Below are 24,311 nucleotides of genomic sequence, written 5' to 3' on the forward strand. Positions count from 1 at the left end.
GACGCACCGCGGTCGAGGGCCTGCGGCACGCAAGGGGGGTTGCGGTCGGCGGCCACGGTGGCATCCTCAGGGCATGGACACCATCACTTCAGGCGAGTTCCGCGCGTTCCCCGGTGTCGAGGACTGGCATCCGCGCGTGACCGGGGCGTTCGCGCTGTTCCGCACCGGCACGTTCGCCGCCGGGGCGCAGCTCTTCGGCGCGATCGCCGAACTGGCAGAGGCGGCCGACCACCATCCCGACGTCGACGTGCGATACACCTCCGTGCGCGTGCGGCTCATGACGCACTCGGCGGGCGGACTGACGCAGAAGGACGCGGCGCTCGCCGCGCAGATCTCGCAGGCCGCGCGCGAACTCGACATCCCGGCCGACACCGGGCGAATGCTCGACGTGATGCTCGCGGTCGCCACACCCGACCCCGGCGCCGTCGTGCCGTTCTGGAAGGCGGCGACCGGATTCTCGGAGGTGCGCGACGGCGTCCTGTTCGACAAGGACGGCCGCGGCCCGCTCATCTGGTTCCAGCCGGTCGACAAGCCGCTGCGGGGTCGATCGCACCTCGACGTCAACGGACCACGCGACGTCATCGAGAAGCGGCTCGACGCCGCGCTCGCCGCGGGCGGCGTCATCGTCGACGACTCGCACGCGCCCGAATGGTGGACGCTCGCCGACGCCGACGGTCACAAGGTCGATCTCTGCCCCTGGCGCACCTGACGTCGCCGGGGCGCCGGCCGGCGGCTGAGGCGTCAGAACGCCGCGGCGCCGGCCTCCGCCACGGTCTGGTCCTGCTCGCCCGAGCCTCCGCTGACGCCCACCGCACCGACGACCTTGCCGTCGCGGCTGAGCGGCACGCCGCCGGCGAAGATCGCGACGCCGCGGCCGTGTGCGTTGGTGGTGTGGATGCCGAAGAACTGCTGCGTCGGCTGCGAGTTGTCGCCGAGGTCCTTCGTCGAGATGTCGAACGCCTTCGACGTCCAGGCCTTGCTCATCGAGATCTCGATGCTGCCGATCCAGGCGCCGTCCTGGCGCACGTGCGCGACGAGGTTGCCGCCCGCATCGACGACGGCGATGTTCATGGGCTGGCCGATCTCGTCGGCGCGCTTCTCAGCGGCTTCGATCACGCGGCGGGCGTCTGCGAGGGTCACGGACATGGGGAGTTCCTTTCATAGCGGGACGGATGCCTCGGGCCGAGGCGCGGTCAAGCGGTCTGGATGTAGCCGTTGGGGTCGAGCACGTACTTCTTGGCGGCACCCTGGTCGAAGTCGGCATAGCCCTGCGGGGCGTCTTCGAGGCCGATGGGGGTCGCGCCGACGGCGTCGGCGATGTGCACCTTGTCGTGGAGGATCGCCATCATGAGCTGGCGGTTGTAGCGCATGACCGGGCACTGGCCGGTGGTGAACGACAGCGACTTCGCCCAGCCGAGGCCGAGACGCAGTGACAGCGATCCCACCTTGGCGGCCTCGTCGATGCCGCCCGGGTCGCCGGTGACGTAGAGGCCGGGGATGCCGAGGGCGCCGCCCGCCGCAGTCAGGTCCATGAGCGAGTTGAGCACCGTCGCGGGCGCCTCGTGCGAGGCATCCGATCCGTGTCCTCTCGCCTCGAAGCCGACGGCGTCGACGCCGCTGTCGACCTCGGGGACGCCCAGGATCTCGGCGATCTGGTCCTTCGGGTCGCCCTTCGACACGTCGACCGTCTCGCAGCCGAACGAACGGGCGCGGGCGAGGCGGTCGGCGTTGAGGTCGCCCACGATGACCACGGCCGCGCCGAGCAGCTGCGCGCCGACCGCCGCCGCGAGACCCACGGGCCCGGCGCCGGCGATGTAGACCGTGGACCCCGGCCGCACACCGGCGGTGTAGGCGCCGTGGAAGCCGGTGGGGAAGATGTCGGAGAGCATCGTCAGGTCGAGGATCTTCTCGAGCGCCTGGTCGCGGTCGGGGAAGACCAAGAGGTTCCAGTCGGCGTAGGGGACGAGGACGTATTCGGCCTGTCCGCCGACCCACCCGCCCATGTCGACGTACCCGTAGGCACTGCCGGGGCGGTCGGGGTTGACGTTGAGGCAGATGCCGGTCTTGCCCTCCTTGCAGTTGCGGCAGCGGCCGCACGCGATGTTGAAGGGGACGGAGACGATGTCGCCGACCTTGACGAACTCGACGTCGGGGCCGACCTCGACGACTTCGCCGGTGATCTCGTGACCGAGCACGAGCCCCGCCGGCGCCGTGGTGCGGCCGCGGACCATGTGCTGATCCGACCCGCAGATGTTCGTCGACACGGTCTTGAGGATCGCGCCGTGCGGCACCTTCCTGCCCACGTTCGCCGGGTTCACGCCCGGCCCGTCCTTCAGCTCGAACGTCGGGTAGTCGGTGTCGATGACCTCGACCTCACCCGGCCCCTTGTACGCCACCGCCCTGTTTCCAGACATCGTCGTCCTCTCCGTCGCTCGGCAGACGTGGTCGTGCGACTCTGTCGTGCTGGGGTTCGCGTCCGAGCATCGTCCTCCCGGGGGATCGGCGCAATGGGTTCCGATGTCGGGGCGCACGCGAAAGCGGGGGTGCCGAATCGGCACCCCCGCCTCGCTCAGCTCATCGACTCAGTCGACGTCGCCGTTCACGTGGTCGTGGTCGGGTGCGAGCCCCCCGCCACCGGGAAGGTTCACGGTGCCCTGGGGGCCGGCGGGAGCCGGGAACGTGAAGTTTCCCGGAACGTTCTTGCCGGGCACGCCGTTCACCGTCTCGGTGGAGTACGCGTACGTCATCACGGCTGCGGCGATCGCATCGGAGTTGACGTCGAGTGCGTCCAGCGCGAGGTTGTCGATGTCGTCGCACGCGAGGTGGTAGCACGGGTCGTACTGCTGGCCCGCCACACCGCCCCAGATCGCCTGCTGCTGCGCGGTCTTCGGCACCTCGGCGCCGGTGAACAGGCCGCCTGCCGGCACGCCGTTCAGGATGAACGCCTGGTAGTCGCTGCGGCCGCTGAACTGCGCGTCGTCGTACGGTACGCCCGCCCACGTGTAGTAGCTCTCGAACAGGTCCTCGATCTGGGTGGAGCCCTCGGGGATCGGCACACCGGCAGGCGCGTCCCAACCCGACTCGTCGCCGTCGTACACCATGAAGATGTAGTTCGGCGATGCCACCATGTCGAAGTTCAGGTAGAGCGCGACCTCGTCGAGGGTGCCCTCCGAGACCTGCTGGTCGACCCACGCGCGCGAGCCGAGCAGGCCGCTCTCCTCGGCACCCCACCACGCGAAGCGGACCGTGTTCTGGGGCTTGAGCTTCGAGATCTGCTGGGCGATCTCGAGGAGTGCCGACGAACCGCTGCCGTTGTCGTTGATGCCGGGACCGGCCAGCACGGAGTCGAGGTGCGCACCTGCCATGACGACGTTCGTGTCGTTGACGCCGGGCAGTTCCGCGATCACGTTGACCTGCGGACGCGACTCGGGCTCATCGACGACGATGTGCGCCGTCGAGCCCGCCTGGGCGAGCGCCGCGCCGTCGGCGAAGCTCGCGCCCACGACCGGGATGCTGAGTGGCGTCTGGTTGATGCCGAACAGCGTGCCCGTCACGAGCCCTTCGCGCAGCGGGGTGTTGCCCTGGTTGAAGATGATCACGGCCTCGGCGCCGGCATTCTGCGCGTTGATCGCCTTCACGCCGAACTCGCACGTGCCGCGCTGGATGAGCGCGATGTCGTTCGGCCCCGAGAAGTCGAGACCCACGAAGTCCGACGCGTCGCACGCGCTCGTGACCGGGTCTCGCGGCGGGGTGAGGACGATGTCGACCGGGATGACGTTGCCCGTGACCTCGCCGTACCCGGTTCCCGTGAACGTGCCGGAGCCGTACCCGGCGGCGACCGGCGTCAGCTGTTCGAGGACGGGCGGCGGCACGAAGGTGAACGGGAACTCGTCGAGCTCGACGTTCCAGCCCGCCGCCTTGAGTGTGTCGACCACGTACTCGACGCTCGCGGTGTAGCCCGCGGTGCCGGCCGCACGAGTCCCGCCGTTGGCACTCGCGATGGTCTGCAGCGCCTGCTCGTGTTCGAGGACCCCGTCGACGGTCACGCATGAGAGGAGCTTCTCGTACGTGTTGTTCGTGCGTGTCTCGCACGCCTGGGCGGGTGCCGCGAAAGCGCCGCCTGTCGGAACCAGCGCCAGGGCGGCGACCGCCGTCGTCGCGATCACCGCCACCTTGGCGCGCTTGGAAAGTGTTCTAGATGGGTACATCGTCTTCCCCTCCAACGCGGGCGTCATCGTTGACACCCGTCGCGAGGGAGCATATGCAAAGCGCTCTCCAAGGGGAAGTGAAGAAAGTGTGAGAATCCGGGCGGAGGCCTGCGCACATCGCCCGGAAACGCCTCTCCGTCTCGATTTGGCATTGGGTGCGACATCCTCTACCCTTGTGGAAGCCGAAGACCGCCGGTCATCGACGTGCGTGCGAACGCATGAAGATCGAAGCTCTGCAACGCAGGGGCCCGCGCAGGTGTCACGAACGATTCTCCTGGATTCAGGAATCCCGCTCCGTGCGCTTGCGCCGGAGCTTTTTTGTTGCCGCGACGAGGATGACCGGAAGCCTTCGGCCGGCGCCCCGCCACCGCGGAGCGTCTCATTCACACAAGGAGTGGCCATGGCGCAGAAGGAAGCATCGGTCGCCGAGCTCACGAAGCACTTCGAGGACTCGACCGCCGTTCTGCTGACCGAGTACCGCGGTCTGACGGTTGCCCAGCTCAAGGAGCTGCGCAACAGCATCCGTCAGGACGCGGAATACGCCGTGGTGAAGAACACGCTGACCAAGATCGCCGCGAACAACGCGGGGATCTCGTCGCTGGACGACGACCTCAAGGGTCCGTCGGCCATCGCATTCGTGCACGGTGACCCGGTCTCCGTCGCGAAGGGTCTCCGTGCCTTCGCCAAGGCACACCCTCTTCTCGTGATCAAGGGCGGTTTCTTCGACGGAAACCCCCTGAGCGCTGACGAGGTCAACAAGCTCGCCGACCTCGAGAGCCGTGAAGTCCTGCTGGCGAAGCTCGCCGGTGCGATGAAGGCCTCGATGACCAAGGCGGCATACGTCTTCAATGCGCTTCCGTCGAAGGCCGTCCGCACGGTCGACGCGCTGCGCGAGAAGCAGGAGTCCGCGGCCTGACACCGGGCCTCGGCGTAGCAAAACCACAATCAAGGAGAAACATCATGGCAAAGCTCAGCACTGAGGAGCTGCTCGACGCGTTCAAGGAGCTCACGCTCATCGAGCTCAGCGAGTTCGTCAAGGCGTTCGAGGAGACCTTCGACGTCACCGCCGCCGCCCCGGTCGCGGTTGCCGCTGCGGGCGCGCCCGCCGGTGCCGCTCCGGAAGAGGCCGAGGAGAAGGACTCGTTCGACGTCGTCCTCGAGGCCGCCGGCGACAAGAAGATCCAGGTCATCAAGGTCGTCCGCGAGCTCACCTCGCTCGGCCTGGGTGAGGCGAAGGCCGTCGTCGACGGCGCTCCGAAGGCCGTCCTCGAGGGCGCCAACAAGGAGACCGCCGAGAAGGCGAAGGCTGCTCTCGAAGAGGCCGGCGCGACGGTTACCCTCAAGTAATCCCGCGCTGCTTCTGCAGCGAACCCACGAAGGCCCCGGATGCACGGCATCCGGGGCCTTCGTCGTGCTGTCGGCGGTCCGCCGCCGAGTGAGACTGCGCATTCTGCGAAATCCCTTTCTCACGAATTGGTCACGCTCCACCGTTGATTTCACCGCAGGGCTTGCGCTGCAGCATCCGTTCTGACAAGAATGAGAAAGCGCATTCCAGAAAGCGCATTCTCACCCTCGAAGACGAGACCGGAGGATTCGGTGACGACGACGCACCGCCCCAGAACGCGGCCCCCGCGGCGCGCACGCGGAGCATCCGCATGAGCGCGATCAGCGAGCTCGGCAAGCTCAAGACAGCGAAGGGCGACGGCAAGAAGCAGAACAAGGCCGCCTACCTCTTCCTCGCCCCGTGGTTCGTCGGGCTGGCGCTGATCACGATCGGCCCGATGGTGGCATCGTTCGGCCTGTCGTTCACGCGGTACAACCTGCTCAGCCCGCCGAAGTGGATCGGCTTCCAGAACTACGCCCGCATGTGGGAGGACGAGCGGCTGCACTCCGCCCTCCAGGTGACGTTCACGTACGTGTTCGTGTCGCTGCCGCTGCAGCTCGCCGTCGCGCTGTTCCTCGCGATCGTGCTCGACCGGGGCCTGCGCGGGCTCGCCTTCTACCGGTCGGCCTTCTACCTGCCGTCGCTGCTCGGCGCGAGCGTCGCGATCGCGATCCTGTGGCGCCAGATCTTCGGCGTCGACGGTCTCGTCAATCAGGTGCTCGCGGTCTTCGGAATCGAGGGGCAGGGGTGGATCTCGAACCCTGACACCGCCCTCGGCACGCTCATGATCCTGAACGTCTGGACCTTCGGCTCGCCGATGGTGATCTTCCTCGCGGGCCTCCGCCAGATCCCGACGATGTACTACGAAGCGGCCGACGTCGACGGGGCCAGCAGGCGGCAGCAGCTCTTCCGCATCACGATCCCGCTGCTCACGCCGATCATCTTCTTCAACGCCGTGCTGCAGCTGATCGGCACGTTCCAGTCGTTCACCCAGGCGTACATCGTCTCGGGCGGCACCGGCGGGCCGGTCGACTCCACGCTCTTCTACACGCTTTACCTGTACCAGCAGGGCTTCACGAACTACAACATGGGCTACGCATCGGCCATGGCGTGGTTGCTGCTGGTCATCATCGGCATTCTGACCGTCCTGATGTTCTGGACCTCGAGATTCTGGGTTTTCTACGATGACCAAGATTGACGACGCCGCCACGACGGCCCCGCTCGCGACCGAGACGATCGTCACCGGACGCCAGCCGCGCACCCGCCGGCGGAGCCCCTTCCGCAGGCCGATGACGAGCATCGTGCGCCACACCCTGCTCATCGCGCTCGCGCTCGCGATGCTCTATCCCGTGATCTGGATGGTCGTCAGCTCGCTGCGTCCGAACGACGAGATCTTCCGCGATCCGAGCATCATCCCCGACAGCTTCGAGGTCTCGAACTACACCGACGGCTGGAACGCGCTCGCCTACCCGTTCAACGTGTACATGTGGAACTCGGCGCTGATCGTGCTCGGCTGCATCGTCGGCAACCTGGTGTCGTGCTCGATGGCCGCCTACGCCTTCGCGCGGCTGTCGTTCACCGGCAAGCGGTTCTGGTTCGCGGTGATGCTCCTGAGCATCATGCTCCCGATCCACGTGATCATCGTCCCGCAGTACGTGCTGTTCTCCCAGCTGGGATGGGTCAACACCTTCCTGCCGCTGATCGTGCCGAAGCTCCTCGCCACCGACGCGTTCTTCATCTTCCTGATGGTGCAGTTCATCCGCGGCATCCCGAAGGAGCTCGATGAGGCCGCGCGGATCGACGGCGCAGGTCACCCCCGGATCTTCCTCCAGATCATCCTGCCGCTGATGGTCCCGGCGCTTGCGACGACGGCGATCTTCACCTTCATCTGGACGTGGAACGACTTCTTCTCGCAGCTGATCTTCCTCACCAAGCCCGAGCTGTACACCGTGCCCCTGGCGCTGCGGTCCTTCGAGGACGCGCAGAGCTCCACCAACTACGCCCAGATGTTCGCGATGAGCGTCGTCTCGCTCATCCCGATCTTCCTGATCTTCCTGTTCGGCCAGAAGTTCCTCATCAAGGGGATCGCGACGACCGGGATCAAGTGACGCTCGCGTCACGCACCGCTTCGCGGGCCGCCGGGCCCACCCTCATCACAACGCACCAACACCACTCACCGACTTCGGTCGAAAGGATGCAAGACATGCGACGCACCACAACCGCACCGCGCTGGTTGCTGCTGACCTCCGTCGGCGCAGCGACGATGCTGACGCTGACGGCGTGCGCGGGTCAGGCGGAGACCCCCGCCACCGGCCCGACACTGTCCGACGAGCCCGTGACGCTCAGCTTCACCTGGTGGGGCAACGACGTCCGCCACGGGATCACCGAGGAGCTCATCGCGGCCTTCGAGGCCGAGCACGAGAACATCACCATCGAGCCGCAGTACACCGACTGGGCGGGCTACTGGGACAAGCTCGCCACCACGGTGGCGGCCGGCGATGCGCCCGACATCATCCAGATGGACGAGAAGCAGCTCTCGACGTACGCCGCGAACGGCGTGCTGCTCGACCTCGGAACCCTCGGCGACCAGCTGCCCACCGGCGACTTCCCGGAGTCGGTGCTCGGCACCGGAGCGCTCGACGGCACGCAGTACGGCATCCCGGTCGGCATCAACACGTACACATATATGGCGAACGTGGATGTCCTCGAGAGCCTCGGCATCGATGTTCCCGACGACGAGACGTGGTCGTGGGACGACCTCAACGAGATCGCCGAGGAGGTCACCGCCGCCAGCGGCGGCGCGGTCGTCGGCTCGCAGTCGTGGGGCTTCGAGGACGGCGGCCTCAACAACTGGCTGCGTCAGCACGGCGAGTCGCTGTACGCCGAGGACGGATCACCCGAGGTGACCGCGACCGAGAAGACGCTCGCCGCCTGGTGGCAGAACCTGCTCGATGTCACCGAGGCCGGCGGCACGCCCGTCCCCTCTGCGACGATCGAGCGCGAGTCGGCCGGACTCGCAGAGTCGTTCACGGCGACCAACCAGTCGGCCTTCGGACCGTGGTGGTCGAACCAGGTCGCGGCGCTGCGCGACGCGAGCGGTCAGAACCTCGTGCCGCTCATGGTGCCGACGCCGGACGAGGGCGAAGACGCCGCCGCGTACTACAAGCCGTCGATGTTCTGGTCGGCGTCGGCCAAGACCGAGCACCCCGCCGAGGTCGCGCTGTTCCTCGACTTCCTCGCGAACAGCGAGGAGGCGGCCGACCTGCTGCTCGCCGAGCGCGGCGTGCCGGCCAACGAGAAGATCCGCGAGTACATCACCCCCAAGCTCGACGAGGTCAACCAGGAGGTCGTCGACTTCCTCGACAAGATCGCGCCGCGCGTGGGAGACGCGCCCCCCGCCACCCCGCCGGGCGGTGGAGCCATCGAGACGATCATCGACCAGCACACCCAGCGGGTGCTGTTCGGCGAAGTGACGCCCGAGGACGCCGCGGCGAGCTTCATCGCCGAGCTGCAGCGGGCGCTCGACGACGCCGCCATCTAGCCGACGAGCGGGGTCGCGCCCATTCGAGCGCGCGACCCCGTCGTCCCCAGGACCGCGCGGGGCCGGACCGAAGTGATGAGGGGTCCGGTCCCGGGCGGGCACACGCCCCGGGGACGGCGGACTGCGGCCCGGGACGAGCGCCCACGGCGGGCAGGTCGCCCGCCTGCATGTCATCGGTCCGAATGCGCCGCACCGGGTCCGAACACGCCCACTATTGAGAGAGGAGGGGATTCCTTGAGCGAGGTCACGTCGCGCCCGATCACGATGGCGCAGGTCGCACAGCACGCCGGTGTGTCGCAGGCATCCGTCTCGCGCGTCCTCAACGGCGTCGCCACCGTCGACCCCGCGATCGTCGCGAAGGTCAACCGCGCGGTCGCCGCACTGAACTACTCGCCGAGCGAGGCGGCGCGCAGCCTCGTGCGGGGGAGCAGCCACACCATCGCGCTGCTGGTGCCCGACCTCGAGAATCCGATGTTCCAGGGCGTGCTCAAGGGCCTCACCGTCGCGGCAGCCCGCGACGGCTACCGCGTGCTCGTCGCCGACAGCGCCGAGGCGGTCGGCGTCGAGGCCGACATCGCGAGCGAGGCCCGCAGCAAGTGCGACGCGCTCGTGCTGGTCTCGCCCCGCATGCCGGACGCCGAGCTGCGCGATCTGATCCAGCGCACCACGCCGGTCGTGGTGGTGAACCGTCGCGTCGACGACACTGCCGCCGCGCAGCTGTCGGTCGACTACGCCACTGCCGTCAAGGAGCTGGGGATGCACCTGCGCGGCTTCGGCCATCGACGTATCGCGTACGTCGCGGGCCCGGCCCTCAGCTACGCGAACGAGCAGCGGGCCCTCGGACTGGGGGAGCTCGCCCGGGAGTACCCCGACCTCGAGTTCCTCACCATTCCGGCGGGATCGAGCATGGAGGCGGGCTACGACGCCGCCGACGCCGTGCTCGAGACCGGGGCGACCGCCGCCATCGCCTTCAACGACCTCGTCGCGCTCGGGCTCATGTCGCGCCTGCGCGAGGTCGGCGTGGAGGTGCCCGAACAACTCTCCATCGTCGGGATCGACGACATCCCGCAGTCTCGTTTCGCCGCCCCTCCGCTGACGACCATGTCGGTCCCGCGGATCGAGATCGGGCGGCAGGCTTGGAATCGCATGCGTCAAGCGCTGGACGGCGAGAGCGCCGACCACCCCCTGTTCTATCGGCCCGTCCTGGTCGCGCGCCACAGCTCCGGTCCGGCGTCCCACGCCAGCGGCTGGGTGGGGCCCGCGCGTCCGGTCCTCCGGCTGGGGTCCACCGTCGTCGCCCAGTACGAGGAGGGCGTGAACGTCGACTCGGTGCTGTCGCCGCGGCCCTATCTCGACGCCGTGATCTCCCGCACGGGCACCCCGCTCACCGTGACCGAGCCTACGGACCACCCCCACCACCTGGGCGTGAGCCTCGCCATCGCCGACGTCAACGGCACGTCGTACTGGGGCGGGCGCACCTACGTGCGCGGCGAGGGATCGGTCATGGTGCCCAACCACGGACGCCAGCGCCGGGACCGCCTCCACATCGAGGGGCACGCGCTCGACGAGCGGCTCAGCTGGGTCGACGAGCACGGCACCACGCAGCTCGTCGAAGTGCGGGAGCTCCGCTCCGCCGAGCTCGCGAACGGCTGGGCGCTCCGCTGGCGCAGCCGTCTCAAGGCGACCCTCGACGCGATCACGTTCGGCTCCCCGGCGACGAACGGGCGCGACGGCGCGGGCTACGGCGGCATCTTCTGGCGTTTCGCCCCCGAGATCGCCCGCGTCTTCAGCCCTGCCGGCGACACCGAGCGCGACGTGCACGGCGCGGCGACTCCGTGGCTCGCCTTCACCTTCCCCGAACGGGGCACGACCGTCGTGCTGACCCAGGGCGACGAGCGCCTGCCGTGGTTCGTGCGGTTCGCCGAGTACCTGGGCGCAGGGCCGTCCGTCGCATGGGACGAGCCCCGGACGATCCCCGAGGGAGGGGAGCTCAGCCTCGAGCTGACGGCGTACGTGCTCGACGAGGAGCTCGCCGACGCTGCGGCCGTCGAGGCGGCCCTTCCCGCGCTGCGCGCCGAGGCGGGGCTGTGACCGGAGGCCTCCGCGTCGGCGTCGCCGGCGTCCACGGCCACGGGCGCCGCCACGTCGACGCGGTGCTCGCCGCTTCCGACCTCGAACTCGTCGCCGTCGCCGACCCCCGGGGCGGCGGCGACGTTCCCTCCTCAACGCAGGTGTTCGCCGACGCCGTCGCCATGATCGACGCCGTCCACCTCGACATCGTCGTGCTCAGCACCCCGATCCCGACCCATGCAGGCCTCGCCCGGCTGGCGCTCGCGCGCGGCGCGCACGTGCTGCTCGAGAAGCCGCCGGTGCCGTCCGTCGCCGATCACCACGAGCTCGTGAGCGCGGCGGATGCTGCATCCCGAGCCGTGCAGGTCGGTTTCCAGTCGCTGGGGAGCGCCGGTGTGGCGGCGACGGCCGAGGCCGCAGCATCCGGGATCATCGGCGACGTGCTCCACTACGGGGCGGTGGGGCAATGGGCGCGGTCCGAGGAGTACTGGCGGCGCGCGCCGTGGGCGGGGCACCGCGTTCTCGATGGCCGGCTGGTCGCCGACGGCGTCGCGACCAATCCGCTGGCCCACGCGATCGCGACGGCGCTCGCGATCGCCGGTGCCGCCGCCCCCGAGGACGTCGTCGGGATCGACGCGGACCTCCGTCGCGCGAACGACATCGCGACCGACGACACATCGTCGCTCGTCATCGACCTGCGCGGGGGAGCGCGGGTGGCGGCCGGCCTCGCGGCGACCGCCGGGGAACGGCATGAGCCGTACGTGCTCGTGCGGGGCAGCCGGGGCTTCCTGGTGTACGTCTACACGCTCGACACCCTCCACGTTCACCGCGACGGAGCGGCGCTGCCACGCACCTACGCGTTCGAGCGCACCGAGCTGCTCGACAACCTCGTCCGGCACGTCCGCGGCGCGGAGGGGCTGCTCGCCCCGCTCGAGCGCACCGGTGCTTTCACCCGGGTGCTCGAGGAGATCGTCACCGGTCCGCCGCCGACGCCCATCGCGCCCGCGCTGGTGCGGGTCGAGGCGTCCGCCGGCGAGACCTTCCGCGTCGTGACCGGCGTCGAGGACGCCGTGGAGCGCGTGGCGTGGGAAGCTCGCACCTTCCGGGACCTCGCCGTGCTCTGACGCACGGTCCGAGGCTCAGGCGGTGCCGAGCGGGCCGACGCCGATGATTGCGGACGCGTCGTCGTCGACGGAGGCTGTGGAGTTGCGCACCACGAGCGGTGACGACTCGTACATGCGGTGGGTGGGGGCGTCGGGGTCGTCGAGCTGCCACATAAGCAGCTGCACGGCGGCGCGTCCCTGCTGGTGCGGCCGCTGCTGCAGCGTGGTGAGCGAGAACATCTCGGCGTAGGCGTGGTCGTCGATGCCGACCACGCTGAGCCGCTCCGGAACCCGGATCCCCAGCCGTCGCGCGGCGATGATCGCGCCGACCGCGACCTCGTCGCACACCCCCACGATGGCCGTCGGCCGCGTGCGGCGGTCGCCGAGCAGTTCGACGGCCGCGCCGTACCCGCCGGGCATCGTCACCTCGGACTGGACATGGCGAGCGGATGCCTCGAACCCTGCCTCGCGCATCGCAGAGCGATACCCGTCCAGGCGCCGGCCGTCGCCGAAGCTGGTGCGGCGGCCGTCGGGGTCGCCCCCGAGGAAGACGATCTCGTGGTGCCCCAGGCCGATGAGGTGGTCGGTGGCGATCCGGGCGGCCGCCTCGTCGTCGATCGAGACGGCATTGGTGCCGATGTCGTAGCCCCCGACGGCGACGACCGGCTTGCCGAACGCGACGAGGCGCTCGAGCTCGCGTGCGCTGGGCTCGATGCCGACCGCGATCAGCCCGTCGAACCTCTTGCGGGCGAGGAAGTGCTCGAACATCTCGCGGCGCGCAGCCGACTCGGGTGGCGCGCCGTAGAGGGCGAGGTCGTACCGGCGCTCGAGCAGCGCGTCCTGGATGCCTTCGAGAACCTGGGCGAAGAACCACCGGTCCAGCGACGGCATGACGACACCGACGGTCTGGGTGCGTCCCGTCACCAGGCTCACGGCGCTCGTCGTGGGCACGTAGCCCAGGGCGGTCGCGGCATCCCGCACCCGCTGGCGAGTGGCGGCGGAGACGTACCCCGAGCCGGTGAGAGCCCGCGAGGCCGTCGACTTCGAGACGCCTGCCGCCCGCGCAACATCGGCGATGCCCGCCATCGGGTCCTCCTCGCGCTCCCGGAGACGCCGACGTCACCCGGGATCCTGGAACCGGTTCCAGGGGTCATCATGCCGTGATCGCGCACCTCGCACCAGTCCCGGTGACGGTGTTTACCGAGTTGTGATCCCGGGTCATTGTGCGCTCTGGCGGCATCCCCTAGTTTGAGCATGGAATCGGTTCCCGATCTCACATCTGTGGAGCCCGAGAGGCGTGGCTCCGCGTACTCAAAGAGGAGGCAGACACATGACTGCACTGCGATCACGTCGTCGACACGGCTACATCGCGCTGGGACTGACGGCCGTCGCAGCACTCGCACTCGCCGGATGCGCCGAGGGCGGCGACGACGGCGGCGACAGCGGCTCCGTCGAAGGAGAGACCGTTCAGATCGCCGGCGGCATCACCGGCTCGGAGGCGGAGAACCTCCAGAAGTCGTTCGACCAGTTCACCGAAGACACCGGCATCATCGTCGAGTACACAGGTGACAAGGGCTTCGAGGGCAACATCGTCACGAAGGTCGCGGGTGGCTCCGCGCCCGACATCGCGATCGTGCCGCAGCCCGGCCTCCTGCGCTCTCTCATCGAGACCGGAGAGGTCAAGGAGGGCACCGCGGAGGTCGAAGCGAATGTCGACGAGTACTGGGCTCCGGCATGGAAGGACTACGGATCGCTCGACGGCACGTTCTACGCCGCGCCGATGCTCGCGAACCTGAAGGGCTACGTGTACTACTCGCCCCAGAGCTTCGCGGAGTGGGGCGTCGAGGTGCCGACGACCTGGGACGAACTCCTCACACTCACCGACACGATCCGGGAGAAGACCGGCCAGCCCCCGTGGTGCGCCGGGTTCTTCTCCGAGGCGGCGTCGGGATGGCCGGGAACGGACTGGGTGGAGGACCTCGTCCTGCGTCAGGCCGGCGCCGACGTCTACGACAGCTGGGCCGCCGGTGACACCCCGTTCACCGACCCCGACATCGAGGCGGCGTTCGACTCGGTCGGCGAGATCCTGCTGAACCCGGACTACGTCAACGCCGGCTTCGGCGATGTCAAGAGCATCAACCCGACGGCGTTCGGTGACCCGATCGCAGCTGCGGTGGCAAACGGAACCTGCGCGCTCACGCACCAGGGCTCGTTCCTCACGGCGAACTTCCTCACCGCGCAGACCGCGGACGGACAGACGCCGACGATCGCGCCGGACGGTGACATCTACGCGTTCATCCTCCCCGGCGTGAAGGAAGGGGAGCTCGCGGTCGAGGGCGGTGGCGAGTTCGTCACGCCGTTCTCGGACGACGCCGCCACGCAGCAGGTGCTCGAGTACATGTCGACGCCCGAGTTCGCCGACGCGCGCGTGGCGCTCGGCGGCGCGATCTCGGCCAACACCGGCGCCGATCCGACGCTGGCATCGAGCGAGTTCCTGACCGAGGCGATGCAGATCGTCCAGGACCCGAACACCGTGTTCCGTTTCGACGCCTCCGACCTGATGCCGGCGACCGTCGGTTCGGGCTCGTTCTGGCGCGGCATGGTCGACTGGATCGACGGCAAGCCGACGCCGCAGGTCCTGAGCGATATCCAGGCGGGATATCAAGACTGATCCACCGCATCCTGGTGCCGGGTCCGCGCGGGCGACGTGCGGCCCCGGCACCGGGGTGATTCATCCGTCGAGGTCGACGGGGGAAGGCAGAACATGTCTCAGACCACAACATCGGCGGCCGACCAGGAGCAGGGCGCGACGCCACCGGAACGCGGAGGAAGAAAACCTCCGTCGCGGCGGACCACGCGACTCGGCGTCGCGATCGGGTTGATCCTGATCGCAGCGCTGGTGATCTTCCTCCTCCTCAGCCCTCCCAACCCGGACGCGCGTCCGGTCTCGCTGGGCTTCTCGTACAACTCGTTCTTCCAGTGGCTTGGCAATCTGGGGCCGATCGTCCAGATCCCCATCGTCCTGGTCGTCTTCGCCGCGGTGGTCGGCATCCTGCTCGTTCTCATCGAGTTCGCTCCGCGCGCCGGCAGAGGCTACTTCTGGCTGCGGCTCATCTCGTGCTTCGCGATCCCATTCCTCGCGTTCATGCTGCTGCGGCCCTACCAGGGCGCCGTGATCTACGTGATCGCCATCGCCCTCGTCGCCGGAGGCCTGCTCTTCTGGGCGGACTACCGGGCGAGCCAGGGCGCCGGGTACATGTACCAGCTGACGCTGTTCATGGCGCCGGCCGCGATCGCGATCCTCGTGGGTCTGGTGTACCCGAGCATCGCGACCATCGTCCAGTCGTTCTTCGACAAGACCGGCGAGAACTTCGTCGGGCTGGAGAACTACGTGTGGGCCTTCACCAACCCTCAGGGGTTCTGGTCGATCATCAATACGCTCATCTGGGCGATCTTCGCCCCGATCTTCGCGACAGTCGTCGGCCTGGCGTACGCGGCCTTCATGGAGCGGGCGCGTGGTGAGCGGCTGCTGAAGCTGCTCGTCTTCATGCCGTTCGCGATCGCGCCGGTGAGCATCAGCCTCATCTGGAAGTTCGTCTACGACTATCGGCAGGGCGAGCAGATCGGCACCCTCAACGCGATCGTGGTGGCCTTCGGCGGCCAGCCGGTGCCATGGCTCGACATCTGGCCGCTGGTCAACACGTTCTGCCTTCTGTTCGCATTCGTCTGGGCACAGACCGGCTTCGCCATGGTCGTTCTCTCGGCGGCGATGAAGGCGGTGCCGGTGGAGCAGCTGGAGGCTGCACAGCTCGACGGCACCTCGGCCTGGCAGCGGTTCATCAACGTGACGGTGCCGGGCATCCGAACGTCGATCATCGTCGTCCTGACGACCGTCACGATCGCAGCCCTCAAGCTGTACGACATCGTGGCGGTGATGACAGGCGGACGGGCGAACTCGACAGTGCTGGGCTTCGAGATGGTCAACCAGCAGCAGCGGTTCCAGAGCTACGGCCACTCGGCGGCGCTCGCCGTGCTGATCTTCGTGTTCGTGACGCCGCTGATCGTCTACAACGTGTTGCAGCTGCGCAAGCAGAGGGAGGTGCGGTGATGACCGCCGTCGACTCCAAGTCCACGCCGCAGAACACCAAAGCCGAGGCGCGCAGGGTTGCGCGCGAGACGCGGCGCAACGAGGCGCTGGCACACAAGCGGCTGACGTCGCCCCTTGCCACCATCTTCGCCGTCGCGATCGCGTTCCTCTGGACGATCCCGACGCTCGGCCTGCTCATCACGTCGTTCCGGCCGGGCGCGGACTCGGCGACGACGGGCTGGTGGACGGTCTTCACCAACCCCGACTTCACGCTCGGCAACTATCAGGACGCACTGACATCGGGGGGGACCGCCCTGACGCTGGGCGAGTCGTTCCTCAACTCGCTCGCGATCACGATTCCGGTCACGATCTTCGCGCTCGCGGTCGCGTCTCTCGCCGCGTACGCGTTCGCGTGGATGGATTTCAAGGGCCGCGGCTTCTTGTTCGTCGCGGTGTTCGCGCTCCAGATCGTTCCGATCCAGATGGCGCTCGTCCCGCTGCTGAGCCTCTTCTCGAGGGGGCTCGAGATCGGCGACGTGCAGATCTTCCCGGGCCTCGAGATGCGCGAGGTCGATCACAGCTTCGCCACTGTGTGGATCGCCCACGTCATCTTCGCGATGCCGCTGGCGATCTTCCTGCTGCACAACTTCATCGCCGAGATCCCGTCCGACGTCATCGAGGCGGCTCGCGTGGACGGCGCCGGGCACGGGCAGATCTTCTTCCGGATCATCCTGCCGCTCGCGACGCCCGCGCTCGCGTCGTTCGCCATCCTCGAGTTCATCTGGGTGTGGAACGACCTGCTCGTCGCGACGATCTTCGCCCCGACGACATCGCTGCCGATGACGCAGACGCTGAACTCCTTGTCCGGCACCTGGGGCAACCAATGGTTCCTCGTTTCGGCCGGTGCGTTCCTCGTGCTGTTCGTGCCGATCATCGTGTTCCTCGCGCTGCAGCGGTTCTTCGTGCGCGGACTCATGGCCGGCGCGACGAAGGGCTGATCGACAAGAGACAACGATGCCGCGGGCCTGCGTCTCACGCAGGCCCGCGGCATCCGTTTGTGGTGCTGTACTCGCGGTCGGCGTCAGCCGGTGCAGCCGAGGCGGGTCTGGATCGATTTCATCGCGTCGATCTCGGCTGTCTGGCCGTTCTTGATCGCGGTGGCGACCTCGAGGGCGCGCGGGTCGGTGCCGAGCTCGAGAAGGGCCTCCGCCATCGGGATGGCGCCCTCGTGGTGGCGGATCATCAGAGTGAGGAACTGACAGTCCGCCGCCATGCCGGTCGCCGCCTCGAGTGCGGCGATCTCGTCGTCCGACGCCATTCCCATCGCGGCGTGGGCCTCATCGTCGGTCATCGGGCCGGCGGACGAGCCACCGTGCGCGTGGCCCGCGGCGGAGGCATCCATCCACTGCATCATCGGTCCGCCGGACTGGGGGAGCCCCCATCGCACGAGCCAGTCGAACATCTCGCCGCGCTGGCCGGCCTGACCGGTGGCGATGTCGTATGACAGCACACGCAGCTCGTCGTCGTCGGTCTTGCGATAGATCTCCATCGCCATCTCGATCGCCTGCGCGTGATGCACCTGCATGTCTCGCGAGAACCCGGCCTCAGGCGAGCTGGTTCCCGGACTGGACGCAGTCGCCTGTGAGCCGAACGTCGAGAAGCGCCCCACCGCGAACGCGAGGCCCGCGATGAGGATCAGTGCGACGGCGACGACGAACCATCGCCGGGAACCTCCCGCCGAGGGCTCGTCCGACACGCGGCGGCCTACTTCTTGCCGGGAGCGTCGTACGCGCCAGTGCAGGCGGCGTTCGGCTCGGGGGCGTTGGTGCTCCTCCAGTACGCCTTGATGAATTCCTCGATGCGCTCGTCGTCGGCGGAGTCGACCTTGAGCTGGGCGTTCCAGGCGCTCAGGGCGATGGGGGTGTCCATGTCGTTGTAGGGCGAGAGCACCGTGTAGGTCGAGGGCAGTTCGGCCTCGAGCTTCGCGATGTCGTCGTCGGACACCTGCGCGGGGTCGTAGGTGACCCACACCGCACCGTGCTCGAGCGCGTGGACGGCGTTCTCGTTCGGCACCGGCTCCGTGTACACGCCGCAGTTGAGCCACATGGCGTTGTGGTCGCCGCCGGCCGGGGGAGTCTGCGGGTACTCGACGGCGCCCTCGACGTGGTTGGCCGTGTTCGTGAAGGTCTCGACGCCCTCGATGCCGCTGCCGTCGCTGTCGCCGCGGGCGTACGACGGGGCCGGGGTCGGCGCGAAGACGATCGACGCGACGATGGCCGCCACGACCAGCACGGCGGCGGTCGAGCCGACGATCCACCACACGAGCTTGCCGCGCTTGCGCTTGGCGAGCTGCTTCTGGTACTCGGCGAGCTTCTCCTGGCGCTTCTGCTCGCGCTGCTGCTTGACGGTGAGGTCGATCTTCGCCTGGGTGGCGGGGTTGCCGCTCTGGCGCTTGTCGTCGGGGGTCGGGGTCATGCTCGTGATCTCTGCCAATCGATGAACAGGGGTCTGGGCGCCCGGCGCGAACCGCTCGAGGGCGGTTGACGGGTTGCCCTCATCCTATGCGAGTGCATGAGTCCGCCCCCTGGGAAGGAGCCGACAGCGGCGGGGCGAGAGGTGGGCCGGCGCAGCCGCGGGATTCCGCTTGCGGGCAGGCTGGAGGCATCCGTTATCATGGGTACTCGAATCGATTCGACCTCCACGGTCGATCGCGGGCCCCGGTGCCGATCGGCAGCGCCGGACGACCCGCGTCATCTCGGTCCGTTCCTCCCTGCGCGCCCAGACCGGCTCAGCCGGTGTCGACGCCGTTCCGCCTCGCTCGCCGCCCGTCGAACCCCTTGCCACGAAACGAAGTCCACTGTTGCTCGACACCGCCTCCATCCCCACGCAGAAGCCCGAAGCCCACCTCCCCGCCGCGCCCAAGCCCCAGCCGACGTCCACGGGTGCCATCCGCACCCTCGGCAGCAACCCGGCCACCGCGCCGATCGTCCTCCACCCGGGCGACTCGATCCCGCACCGCCGCCGCGTCCTCTACATCGTGCTGCTCGGCGCGCTCACCGCGCTCGGACCGTTCACGATCGACCTCTACCTTCCGGCGTTCCCGGTGCTCGAGGCGGACTTCCAGACCACGGCCGCGATGATCCAGCTGACCCTCACGGGCACGATGATCGGCTTCGCCCTGGGGCAGCTCATCGTCGGCCCGCTGAGCGACAAGGTCGGCCGGCGCATCCCGCTGCTGTCGGTGACCGCGCTGCACGTCGTGGCCAGCGTGGGGGCAGCGCTCGCGCCCACGCTCGAGCTGCTGTCGGTGGCCCGCGTGCTGCAGGGCGCCGGCGCCGCGGCCGGTGGCGTCGTCGCCGCCGCGATCGTCCGCGACCTGTTCGGCGGGCGCCGCCTGGTGGTCATGCTCTCGCGGCTCGCCCTCGTGTCGGGTGTCGCCCCCGTGCTCGCGCCGCTCGTCGGCTCGGCGCTCCTCGCGGTCATGCCGTGGCGCGGGATCTTCGTCGTCCTCGCGGTGTACGGCGCGGTCATGCTCGTCGCATCGATCGTCCTGCTCCCCGAGACGCTGCCGCCCGCACGCCGCCACGACAAGGGCGCCACGACGGTCTGGCAGCGCTACCGGAGCGTCTTCGGCGACCGCGTCTTCATCGGGGTGCTCATCATCGGCGGCATGACCTTCTCGGGCCTGTTCTCGTACCTGTCGAGCTCGTCGTTCCTCTTCCAGCTGAGCTACGGCCTCTCGGCGCAGCAGTACGGGCTGATGTTCGCCGTCAACTCCCTCGGCGTCGTCGTCGGCGTGCAGACCGCGTCGCGGCTGGCGGCGCGCTTCGGCCCGCAGTGGGTCATGGCCTGGTCGACCGCGGTGCTCGTGGTCGCAGCATCCGCCATCATCGTGACCGACCAGCTCGGCCTGGGCCTGTGGGGCACGATCGTGCCGCTCTTCGTCTTCATGACCGCCTGCGGATTCACGTTCCCGTGCGTGCAGGTGCTCGCGCTCGACCGCCACGGCAAGGCCGCGGGCACCGCGCAGTCGATCATCGGCGCGACGAACTTCGGCGTCGCCGGCCTCATCTCGCCGCTCGTGGGCTGGATCGCAAAGGACGCCGGCATCACCGCCACGACGATGGCGGCGGTCATGGTCGGGTGCGCCGTCGTCGGCGTGCTGGCGCTCTGGTTCGTCGTGCGCCCGCGCACGGTGGAGCGCCTCGCGCCCTGAGCCGGCGTCAGGCCGGTGCCGCACGCGCTGATGAGACCGCACGATAGCACCGGGCTGCGTTCGAACCCGGTGCTATCGTGCGGTCCCGCGCGGACCGGCGGCGCCTTCGGACCGGTCACGGCGACGTGGTGCGGGGGGTGCCATGCGGCGCGCCCGGTCCGCAAGGGGGTGGCGGGGACGAGCCTTCCGGGCAGAATGGGGCGATGACGACAGTCCAGCGCCGCGTGGCCACGCCGGTCATCGCCTACCTCGCGGTGGGATCGACCCTGGTGGTGCTGTCGTGCCTCCTGGGCTGGTGGATCTTGGCACGCGGCGACGAGCCGTTCGTCATCGACACGGCGTGGAATCTGCTCGTGGCAGAGCTGTGGCACCCGGTCCTGACCGGGTTCTCGCAGGTCATGGACTTCGTGGGCGGCGGATGGTTCAGCGTGCTCGCGGTGCCGATCGGCGGCGCGATCGCCCTCATCGTGCTGCGGCGGCCGTGGGCGGCCGCGTACTTCCTCGCCGCCGAGGCGGTCTCGGCAGCCGGGGTGCAGGTGCTGAAGCACCTCTTCGGCCGCGTGCGCCCCGAAGACATCCTCGTCATCTCGGATTACGGTTCATACCCGTCGGGGCATGTGGCCAACGCCGCCACGATCGCCGTCGCCGCGGTGGTCATCTTCCCGCGCGTCTGGGTGGGCGTCGTCGGTGCCGCGTGGGTCGTGCTCATGGCCTTCAGCCGCACCTACCTCCACGCGCACTGGCTGAGCGACACGGTCGGCGGGGCGCTCCTCGGCGCCGGCGCGGCGCTGCTCGTGGCCGCGGCGTTCGCCGTTCCGATGGCACGGGAGGGGATGGATGCCTCGGCCAAACGCCGTAACTAGGCTGAGCGCATGACCGCCTCCGCGCCCGATTCGCCCCCGCCCGATCCGGCCGTCGCCGCCGCCGAGGCCGAACTCGCGCGACTTCGCGCCGAGGCCGAGGCCGCAGAGGCCCAGTTGAAGGCCGCCCAGGCCAAGGCCGCGCTCGTCGCCGCCGAGGCGGCGGCCGCGAAGGCCAGGGCCACCGCCGCACCCGCGCCCACCGCATCCTCATCTGAGGGCGAGAGCCGAGATGCGGAGACTTCGGGTGGAACTGCTCCTCAACTCGGCGCAGATCCTCAATTGAGGACAGCGGAGGCGGCGGAGGGTTCGCAGGCCCAGGGGCCCGCGCGAGCGCCCGCCTCGGACTCGACCGCGCGGGAACAGAATCCGAACGGATCAGCCACGCAGCCGACGCACGACGGCCCTCTCGCCGCACCAGAGGTCGAGAAGGTCACCGCCGGGTACACCTTCGACGCCGCCACCGCGACCCTCGATCTCGGCGCCCTTCTCAACGGGGACCCCGTCCCCTCGGCGCAGATCCGCATCCCGCTGCCGATGATGAACCGCCACGGGCTCGTCGCGGGTGCGACCGGCACGGGCAAGACCCGCACCCTGCAGGGCCTCGCCGAGCAGCTCGCGGCGAAGGGCGTGCCCGTGTTCGCCGCCGACATCAAGGGCGACCTGTCGGGCGTCGCGACGCCGGGGGAGCCGAGCGAGAAGCTGCTCGCCCGCACCCGGGCGATCGGTCAGGACTGGAAGCCCGAGGCATCCGTCACCGAGTACTTCGCGCTGGGCGGCGTCGGCAAGGGCGTGCCGGTGCGCGCGACGGTGTCGGGCTTCGGTCCTCTGCTTCTCAGCAAGGTGCTCGGCCTGAACGACACGCAGGAGTCGAGTCTCGGCCTCGTGTTCCACTACGCCGACGCGAACGGCCTGGCGCTCGTCGACCTGTCGGATCTCCGCGCCGTGCTCACACACCTCACGAGCGACGAGGGCAAGGCCGAGCTCAAGGAGCTCGGCGGCCTGTCGGCGGCGACGGCGGGCGTGATCCTGCGCGAGCTCATCACCTTCGCGGATGCCGGAGCCGACGTGTTCTTCGGCGAGCCCGAGTTCGACGTCGCAGACTTCATCCGCACGGCGCCCGACGGCCGGGGCGTCATCAGCCTGCTCGAGGTGCCCGGTGTCATCGACAAGCCGGCGCTGTTCTCGACCTTCCTGATGTACCTGCTGGCGGAGCTGTTCGAGATCCTCCCCGAGGTGGGGGACGCCGACAAGCCGAAGCTGGTCTTCTTCTTCGACGAGGCGCACCTGCTGTTCAAGGACGCCTCGAAGGACTTCCTCGCGGCGATCGTGCAGACGGTGCGCCTCATCCGTTCGAAGGGCGTCGGCGTCTTCTTCGTGACGCAGACCCCGAAGGACGTGCCCTCCGACGTGCTCGGCCAGCTCGGCTCGCGCGTGCAGCACGCCCTGCGCGCCTTCACGCCGGACGACGCCAAGGCGCTGCGCGCGACGGTCGGCACCTACCCGAAGTCGGGCTACGACCTCGAGCGCGTGCTGCAGGAGCTCGGCACCGGCGAGGCGATCGTCACGGTGATGAGCGAGAAGGGCGCCCCGACGCCGGTCGCCTGGACGCGGCTGCGCGCGCCGCAGGGCCTCATGTCGCCGACGCCGGAGCCGGCGATCGTCGCGGCCGTGAACGCGTCGCCGCTCCTGGCCAAGTACGGCACGGCCATCGACCGCGAGTCGGCGCGTGAGATCCTCGCGAAGAAGATGCAGGCCGCCGACGACGCGGCCGCCGCCGAGGACGCCGCACTCGCCAAGGCGAAGGCCGATGCCGAATACGCGAAGCAGAAGGCCGCGATCGACAAGCAGCAGGCCGCGGCCGACAAGGCGAGCGCCGCGGCCGAGAAGAAGGCCCAGCAGGAGTACGAGCGCCTGCTCAAGAAGACGGCCGGCACGAGCCGCACGTCGCGGTCGGCCCAGAAATCGCCGATCGAGCAGATTCTCAACTCGAAGTCCACCCAGACGATACTGGGTGGGGTGATCCGCGGGATCTTCGGCACCGACAAGCGCTGACGCATCCCGACCCCGGCGGATCGCTCCCGATCCGGAAGGTCTCGCGTGCGCCGCAGAGTGGTTCTCGTCGTCGCGCTGACGCTCGCCCTGGCGACAGCCGCGGTCGGCGTCTGGCTCGCGGTCGCCGCGACGGCGGGGAACACGATCCCCACGGCCACTCCACCCGCCGCTGGCGCGTCGGGCGGAGCCTCCGGCCGCGTGGGCCCAGCCGCCCCCTCGGCGTCGGCGTCGCCCGCGGCACCGGTGACGGCCGACGACTACTGCTACGTCGAAGCGATGATCTACTACCGGGTCAAGGAGCAGGAACTCGCGGAGACCCTGCTGCGCGCGCAGGGGATCGACGCCGGGGCGAGCGGATTCGCCACCGGCATCGCGGCGCGCGACGAGGACGAGCTCGAACGGCTGCGGGCGTGGTACCTCTCCTGGGCGGATGCGCGCCCGGCCGAGCCGCCGTCCGACGGCCCGTGCGGCGGGCATGGCACCGATCATGCGCAGATGCCCGGCATGCCGTCGTGGAGCACGCTCCAGGGTTTCGTCGACGCGGAGCACCCCGACGCCGAGCGCCGCTTCGCCGAGATCCTCCAGGTGCAGAATGCCGGGATGATCGCTCTGGTCACGCTCATCCTCGAGGGAGACCCGCATCCGTCGGTGGCGGAATCGGCCGAAGAGGTGCTGAAGCAGGCAGAGGCCGATCAGGGGACCCTGCAGGGCATCCTCGACTCGCTGCCGTGATCACCTCCGCTCGGGTTCGCGCGGATGCAGCGGTCCACAGCATCCGTGTTCCCCC

At 69.1% G+C, this 24,311-nt stretch carries 21 protein-coding genes; 15 read left to right on the plus strand and 6 right to left on the minus strand.

What is annotated here, in order from left to right; translation table 11 throughout:
- Positions 1–73: 73 nt before the first annotated feature.
- Positions 74–709 carry a 4a-hydroxytetrahydrobiopterin dehydratase gene (locus tag Q9R33_RS03960; protein ID WP_056369109.1) on the plus strand — a complete coding sequence of 212 codons (636 nt, stop codon included), beginning with the start codon at positions 74–76 and terminating at the stop codon, positions 707–709.
- Positions 710–741: 32 nt separating this feature from the next.
- Here Q9R33_RS03960 and Q9R33_RS03965 read toward each other — a convergent pair whose 3' ends face one another.
- The 3 genes from Q9R33_RS03965 to Q9R33_RS03975 form a co-directional block, all read right to left on the minus strand.
- On the minus strand, positions 742–1,146 hold the full coding sequence (locus Q9R33_RS03965) for a heme-binding protein (RefSeq protein ID WP_310245123.1): 405 nt from the start codon (positions 1,144–1,146) through the stop codon (positions 742–744).
- Between the two features lie 47 nt (positions 1,147–1,193).
- Positions 1,194–2,414, minus strand: coding sequence for a formaldehyde dehydrogenase, glutathione-independent (gene fdhA / locus Q9R33_RS03970; RefSeq protein WP_311292940.1), 1,221 nt, complete (start codon positions 2,412–2,414; stop codon positions 1,194–1,196).
- A 168-nt stretch (positions 2,415–2,582) separates the two neighbouring features.
- Positions 2,583–4,208, minus strand: coding sequence for a M28 family peptidase (locus tag Q9R33_RS03975; RefSeq protein WP_311292941.1), 1,626 nt, complete (start codon positions 4,206–4,208; stop codon positions 2,583–2,585).
- 400 nt (positions 4,209–4,608) lie between these two features.
- On the opposite strand from Q9R33_RS03975, the gene rplJ reads away from it, so the two are divergent.
- From rplJ to Q9R33_RS04010, 7 genes are all read left to right on the plus strand, one after another.
- Positions 4,609–5,124, plus strand: a complete 516-nt coding sequence (gene rplJ, locus Q9R33_RS03980; protein WP_056369120.1) for a 50S ribosomal protein L10 — start codon at positions 4,609–4,611, stop codon at positions 5,122–5,124.
- A gap of 44 nt (positions 5,125–5,168) precedes the next feature.
- Positions 5,169–5,555: a 50S ribosomal protein L7/L12 gene (gene rplL, locus Q9R33_RS03985; RefSeq protein WP_056369123.1), complete on the plus strand. Its 387-nt coding sequence runs from the start codon at positions 5,169–5,171 to the stop codon at positions 5,553–5,555.
- Positions 5,556–5,863: 308 nt separating this feature from the next.
- On the plus strand, positions 5,864–6,790 hold the full coding sequence (locus tag Q9R33_RS03990; protein ID WP_056369125.1) for a carbohydrate ABC transporter permease: 927 nt from the start codon (positions 5,864–5,866) through the stop codon (positions 6,788–6,790).
- On the plus strand, positions 6,777–7,700 hold the full coding sequence (locus tag Q9R33_RS03995; RefSeq protein WP_310245129.1) for a carbohydrate ABC transporter permease: 924 nt from the start codon (positions 6,777–6,779) through the stop codon (positions 7,698–7,700). The genes Q9R33_RS03990 and Q9R33_RS03995 overlap by 14 nt, the downstream gene beginning before the upstream one ends.
- A gap of 95 nt (positions 7,701–7,795) precedes the next feature.
- Entirely contained in the window at positions 7,796–9,133 is a 1,338-nt protein-coding gene (locus Q9R33_RS04000) for an ABC transporter substrate-binding protein (protein ID WP_056369127.1), read from the plus strand.
- Positions 9,134–9,367: 234 nt separating this feature from the next.
- Entirely contained in the window at positions 9,368–11,224 is a 1,857-nt protein-coding gene (locus Q9R33_RS04005) for a DUF6807 family protein (RefSeq protein WP_056369128.1), read from the plus strand.
- On the plus strand, positions 11,221–12,327 hold the full coding sequence (locus tag Q9R33_RS04010; RefSeq protein WP_311292942.1) for a Gfo/Idh/MocA family oxidoreductase: 1,107 nt from the start codon (positions 11,221–11,223) through the stop codon (positions 12,325–12,327). The genes Q9R33_RS04005 and Q9R33_RS04010 overlap by 4 nt, the downstream gene beginning before the upstream one ends.
- Before the next feature lie 15 nt (positions 12,328–12,342).
- Here Q9R33_RS04010 and Q9R33_RS04015 read toward each other — a convergent pair whose 3' ends face one another.
- Positions 12,343–13,392 carry a LacI family DNA-binding transcriptional regulator gene (locus Q9R33_RS04015; RefSeq protein WP_056369132.1) on the minus strand — a complete coding sequence of 350 codons (1,050 nt, stop codon included), beginning with the start codon at positions 13,390–13,392 and terminating at the stop codon, positions 12,343–12,345.
- 244 nt (positions 13,393–13,636) lie between these two features.
- On the opposite strand from Q9R33_RS04015, the gene Q9R33_RS04020 reads away from it, so the two are divergent.
- The 3 genes from Q9R33_RS04020 (at position 13,637) to Q9R33_RS04030 (ending at position 17,391) form a co-directional block, all read left to right on the plus strand.
- Positions 13,637–14,977, plus strand: a complete 1,341-nt coding sequence (locus Q9R33_RS04020; protein ID WP_056369134.1) for an ABC transporter substrate-binding protein — start codon at positions 13,637–13,639, stop codon at positions 14,975–14,977.
- A 93-nt stretch (positions 14,978–15,070) separates the two neighbouring features.
- The gene (locus tag Q9R33_RS04025; RefSeq protein ID WP_310245137.1) at positions 15,071–16,414 is read left to right on the plus strand and encodes a sugar ABC transporter permease; all 1,344 of its coding nucleotides are present in this window, start codon (positions 15,071–15,073) and stop codon (positions 16,412–16,414) included.
- Positions 16,414–17,391: a carbohydrate ABC transporter permease gene (locus tag Q9R33_RS04030; protein WP_056369141.1), complete on the plus strand. Its 978-nt coding sequence runs from the start codon at positions 16,414–16,416 to the stop codon at positions 17,389–17,391. Before Q9R33_RS04025 ends, Q9R33_RS04030 begins: the two co-directional genes overlap by 1 nt.
- Before the next feature lie 83 nt (positions 17,392–17,474).
- Here Q9R33_RS04030 and Q9R33_RS04035 read toward each other — a convergent pair whose 3' ends face one another.
- Positions 17,475–18,149, minus strand: a complete 675-nt coding sequence (locus tag Q9R33_RS04035) for a DUF305 domain-containing protein (protein WP_311292943.1) — start codon at positions 18,147–18,149, stop codon at positions 17,475–17,477.
- 8 nt (positions 18,150–18,157) lie between these two features.
- On the minus strand, positions 18,158–18,868 hold the full coding sequence (locus Q9R33_RS04040) for a DUF3105 domain-containing protein (protein ID WP_311292944.1): 711 nt from the start codon (positions 18,866–18,868) through the stop codon (positions 18,158–18,160).
- Positions 18,869–19,253: 385 nt separating this feature from the next.
- On the opposite strand from Q9R33_RS04040, the gene Q9R33_RS04045 reads away from it, so the two are divergent.
- The 4 genes from Q9R33_RS04045 to Q9R33_RS04060 all read left to right on the plus strand — a co-directional run bounded on the left by Q9R33_RS04045 (position 19,254) and on the right by Q9R33_RS04060 (position 24,256).
- Positions 19,254–20,609: a multidrug effflux MFS transporter gene (locus Q9R33_RS04045; RefSeq protein ID WP_396654064.1), complete on the plus strand. Its 1,356-nt coding sequence runs from the start codon at positions 19,254–19,256 to the stop codon at positions 20,607–20,609.
- Positions 20,610–20,812: 203 nt separating this feature from the next.
- The gene (locus tag Q9R33_RS04050; RefSeq protein WP_311292945.1) at positions 20,813–21,472 is read left to right on the plus strand and encodes a phosphatase PAP2 family protein; all 660 of its coding nucleotides are present in this window, start codon (positions 20,813–20,815) and stop codon (positions 21,470–21,472) included.
- A gap of 9 nt (positions 21,473–21,481) precedes the next feature.
- Entirely contained in the window at positions 21,482–23,524 is a 2,043-nt protein-coding gene (locus Q9R33_RS04055) for a helicase HerA-like domain-containing protein (protein WP_311292946.1), read from the plus strand.
- 45 nt (positions 23,525–23,569) lie between these two features.
- Positions 23,570–24,256 (plus strand): DUF305 domain-containing protein, encoded by a 687-nt coding sequence (locus Q9R33_RS04060; RefSeq protein WP_311292947.1) that lies wholly within the window; start codon positions 23,570–23,572, stop codon positions 24,254–24,256.
- Positions 24,257–24,311: the final 55 nt, after the last annotated feature.

It is taken from the genome of Microbacterium sp. PRC9, from assembly GCF_031844125.1.
Lineage (GTDB): Bacteria > Actinomycetota > Actinomycetes > Actinomycetales > Microbacteriaceae > Microbacterium.

Bases quoted from the DNA above. Each gene is read 5' to 3' on its own strand.
- Q9R33_RS04025 (WP_310245137.1), top strand. From the start codon at position 15,071: ATGTCTCAGACCACAACATCGGCGGCCGACCAGGAGCAGGGCGCGACG.
- Q9R33_RS04050 (WP_311292945.1), top strand. From the start codon at position 20,813: ATGACGACAGTCCAGCGCCGCGTGGCCACGCCGGTCATCGCCTACCTC.
- Q9R33_RS04015 (WP_056369132.1), bottom strand. From the start codon at position 13,392: ATGGCGGGCATCGCCGATGTTGCGCGGGCGGCAGGCGTCTCGAAGTCG.
- Q9R33_RS04055 (WP_311292946.1), top strand. From the start codon at position 21,482: ATGACCGCCTCCGCGCCCGATTCGCCCCCGCCCGATCCGGCCGTCGCC.
- rplJ (WP_056369120.1), top strand. From the start codon at position 4,609: ATGGCGCAGAAGGAAGCATCGGTCGCCGAGCTCACGAAGCACTTCGAG.
- Q9R33_RS04040 (WP_311292944.1), bottom strand. From the start codon at position 18,868: ATGACCCCGACCCCCGACGACAAGCGCCAGAGCGGCAACCCCGCCACC.
- Q9R33_RS04000 (WP_056369127.1), top strand. From the start codon at position 7,796: ATGCGACGCACCACAACCGCACCGCGCTGGTTGCTGCTGACCTCCGTC.
- Q9R33_RS04030 (WP_056369141.1), top strand. From the start codon at position 16,414: ATGACCGCCGTCGACTCCAAGTCCACGCCGCAGAACACCAAAGCCGAG.
- Q9R33_RS03975 (WP_311292941.1), bottom strand. From the start codon at position 4,208: ATGTACCCATCTAGAACACTTTCCAAGCGCGCCAAGGTGGCGGTGATC.
- Q9R33_RS03995 (WP_310245129.1), top strand. From the start codon at position 6,777: ATGACCAAGATTGACGACGCCGCCACGACGGCCCCGCTCGCGACCGAG.
- Q9R33_RS03990 (WP_056369125.1), top strand. From the start codon at position 5,864: ATGAGCGCGATCAGCGAGCTCGGCAAGCTCAAGACAGCGAAGGGCGAC.
- Q9R33_RS04020 (WP_056369134.1), top strand. From the start codon at position 13,637: ATGACTGCACTGCGATCACGTCGTCGACACGGCTACATCGCGCTGGGA.
- rplL (WP_056369123.1), top strand. From the start codon at position 5,169: ATGGCAAAGCTCAGCACTGAGGAGCTGCTCGACGCGTTCAAGGAGCTC.
- Q9R33_RS03965 (WP_310245123.1), bottom strand. From the start codon at position 1,146: ATGTCCGTGACCCTCGCAGACGCCCGCCGCGTGATCGAAGCCGCTGAG.
- Q9R33_RS03960 (WP_056369109.1), top strand. From the start codon at position 74: ATGGACACCATCACTTCAGGCGAGTTCCGCGCGTTCCCCGGTGTCGAG.
- fdhA (WP_311292940.1), bottom strand. From the start codon at position 2,414: ATGTCTGGAAACAGGGCGGTGGCGTACAAGGGGCCGGGTGAGGTCGAG.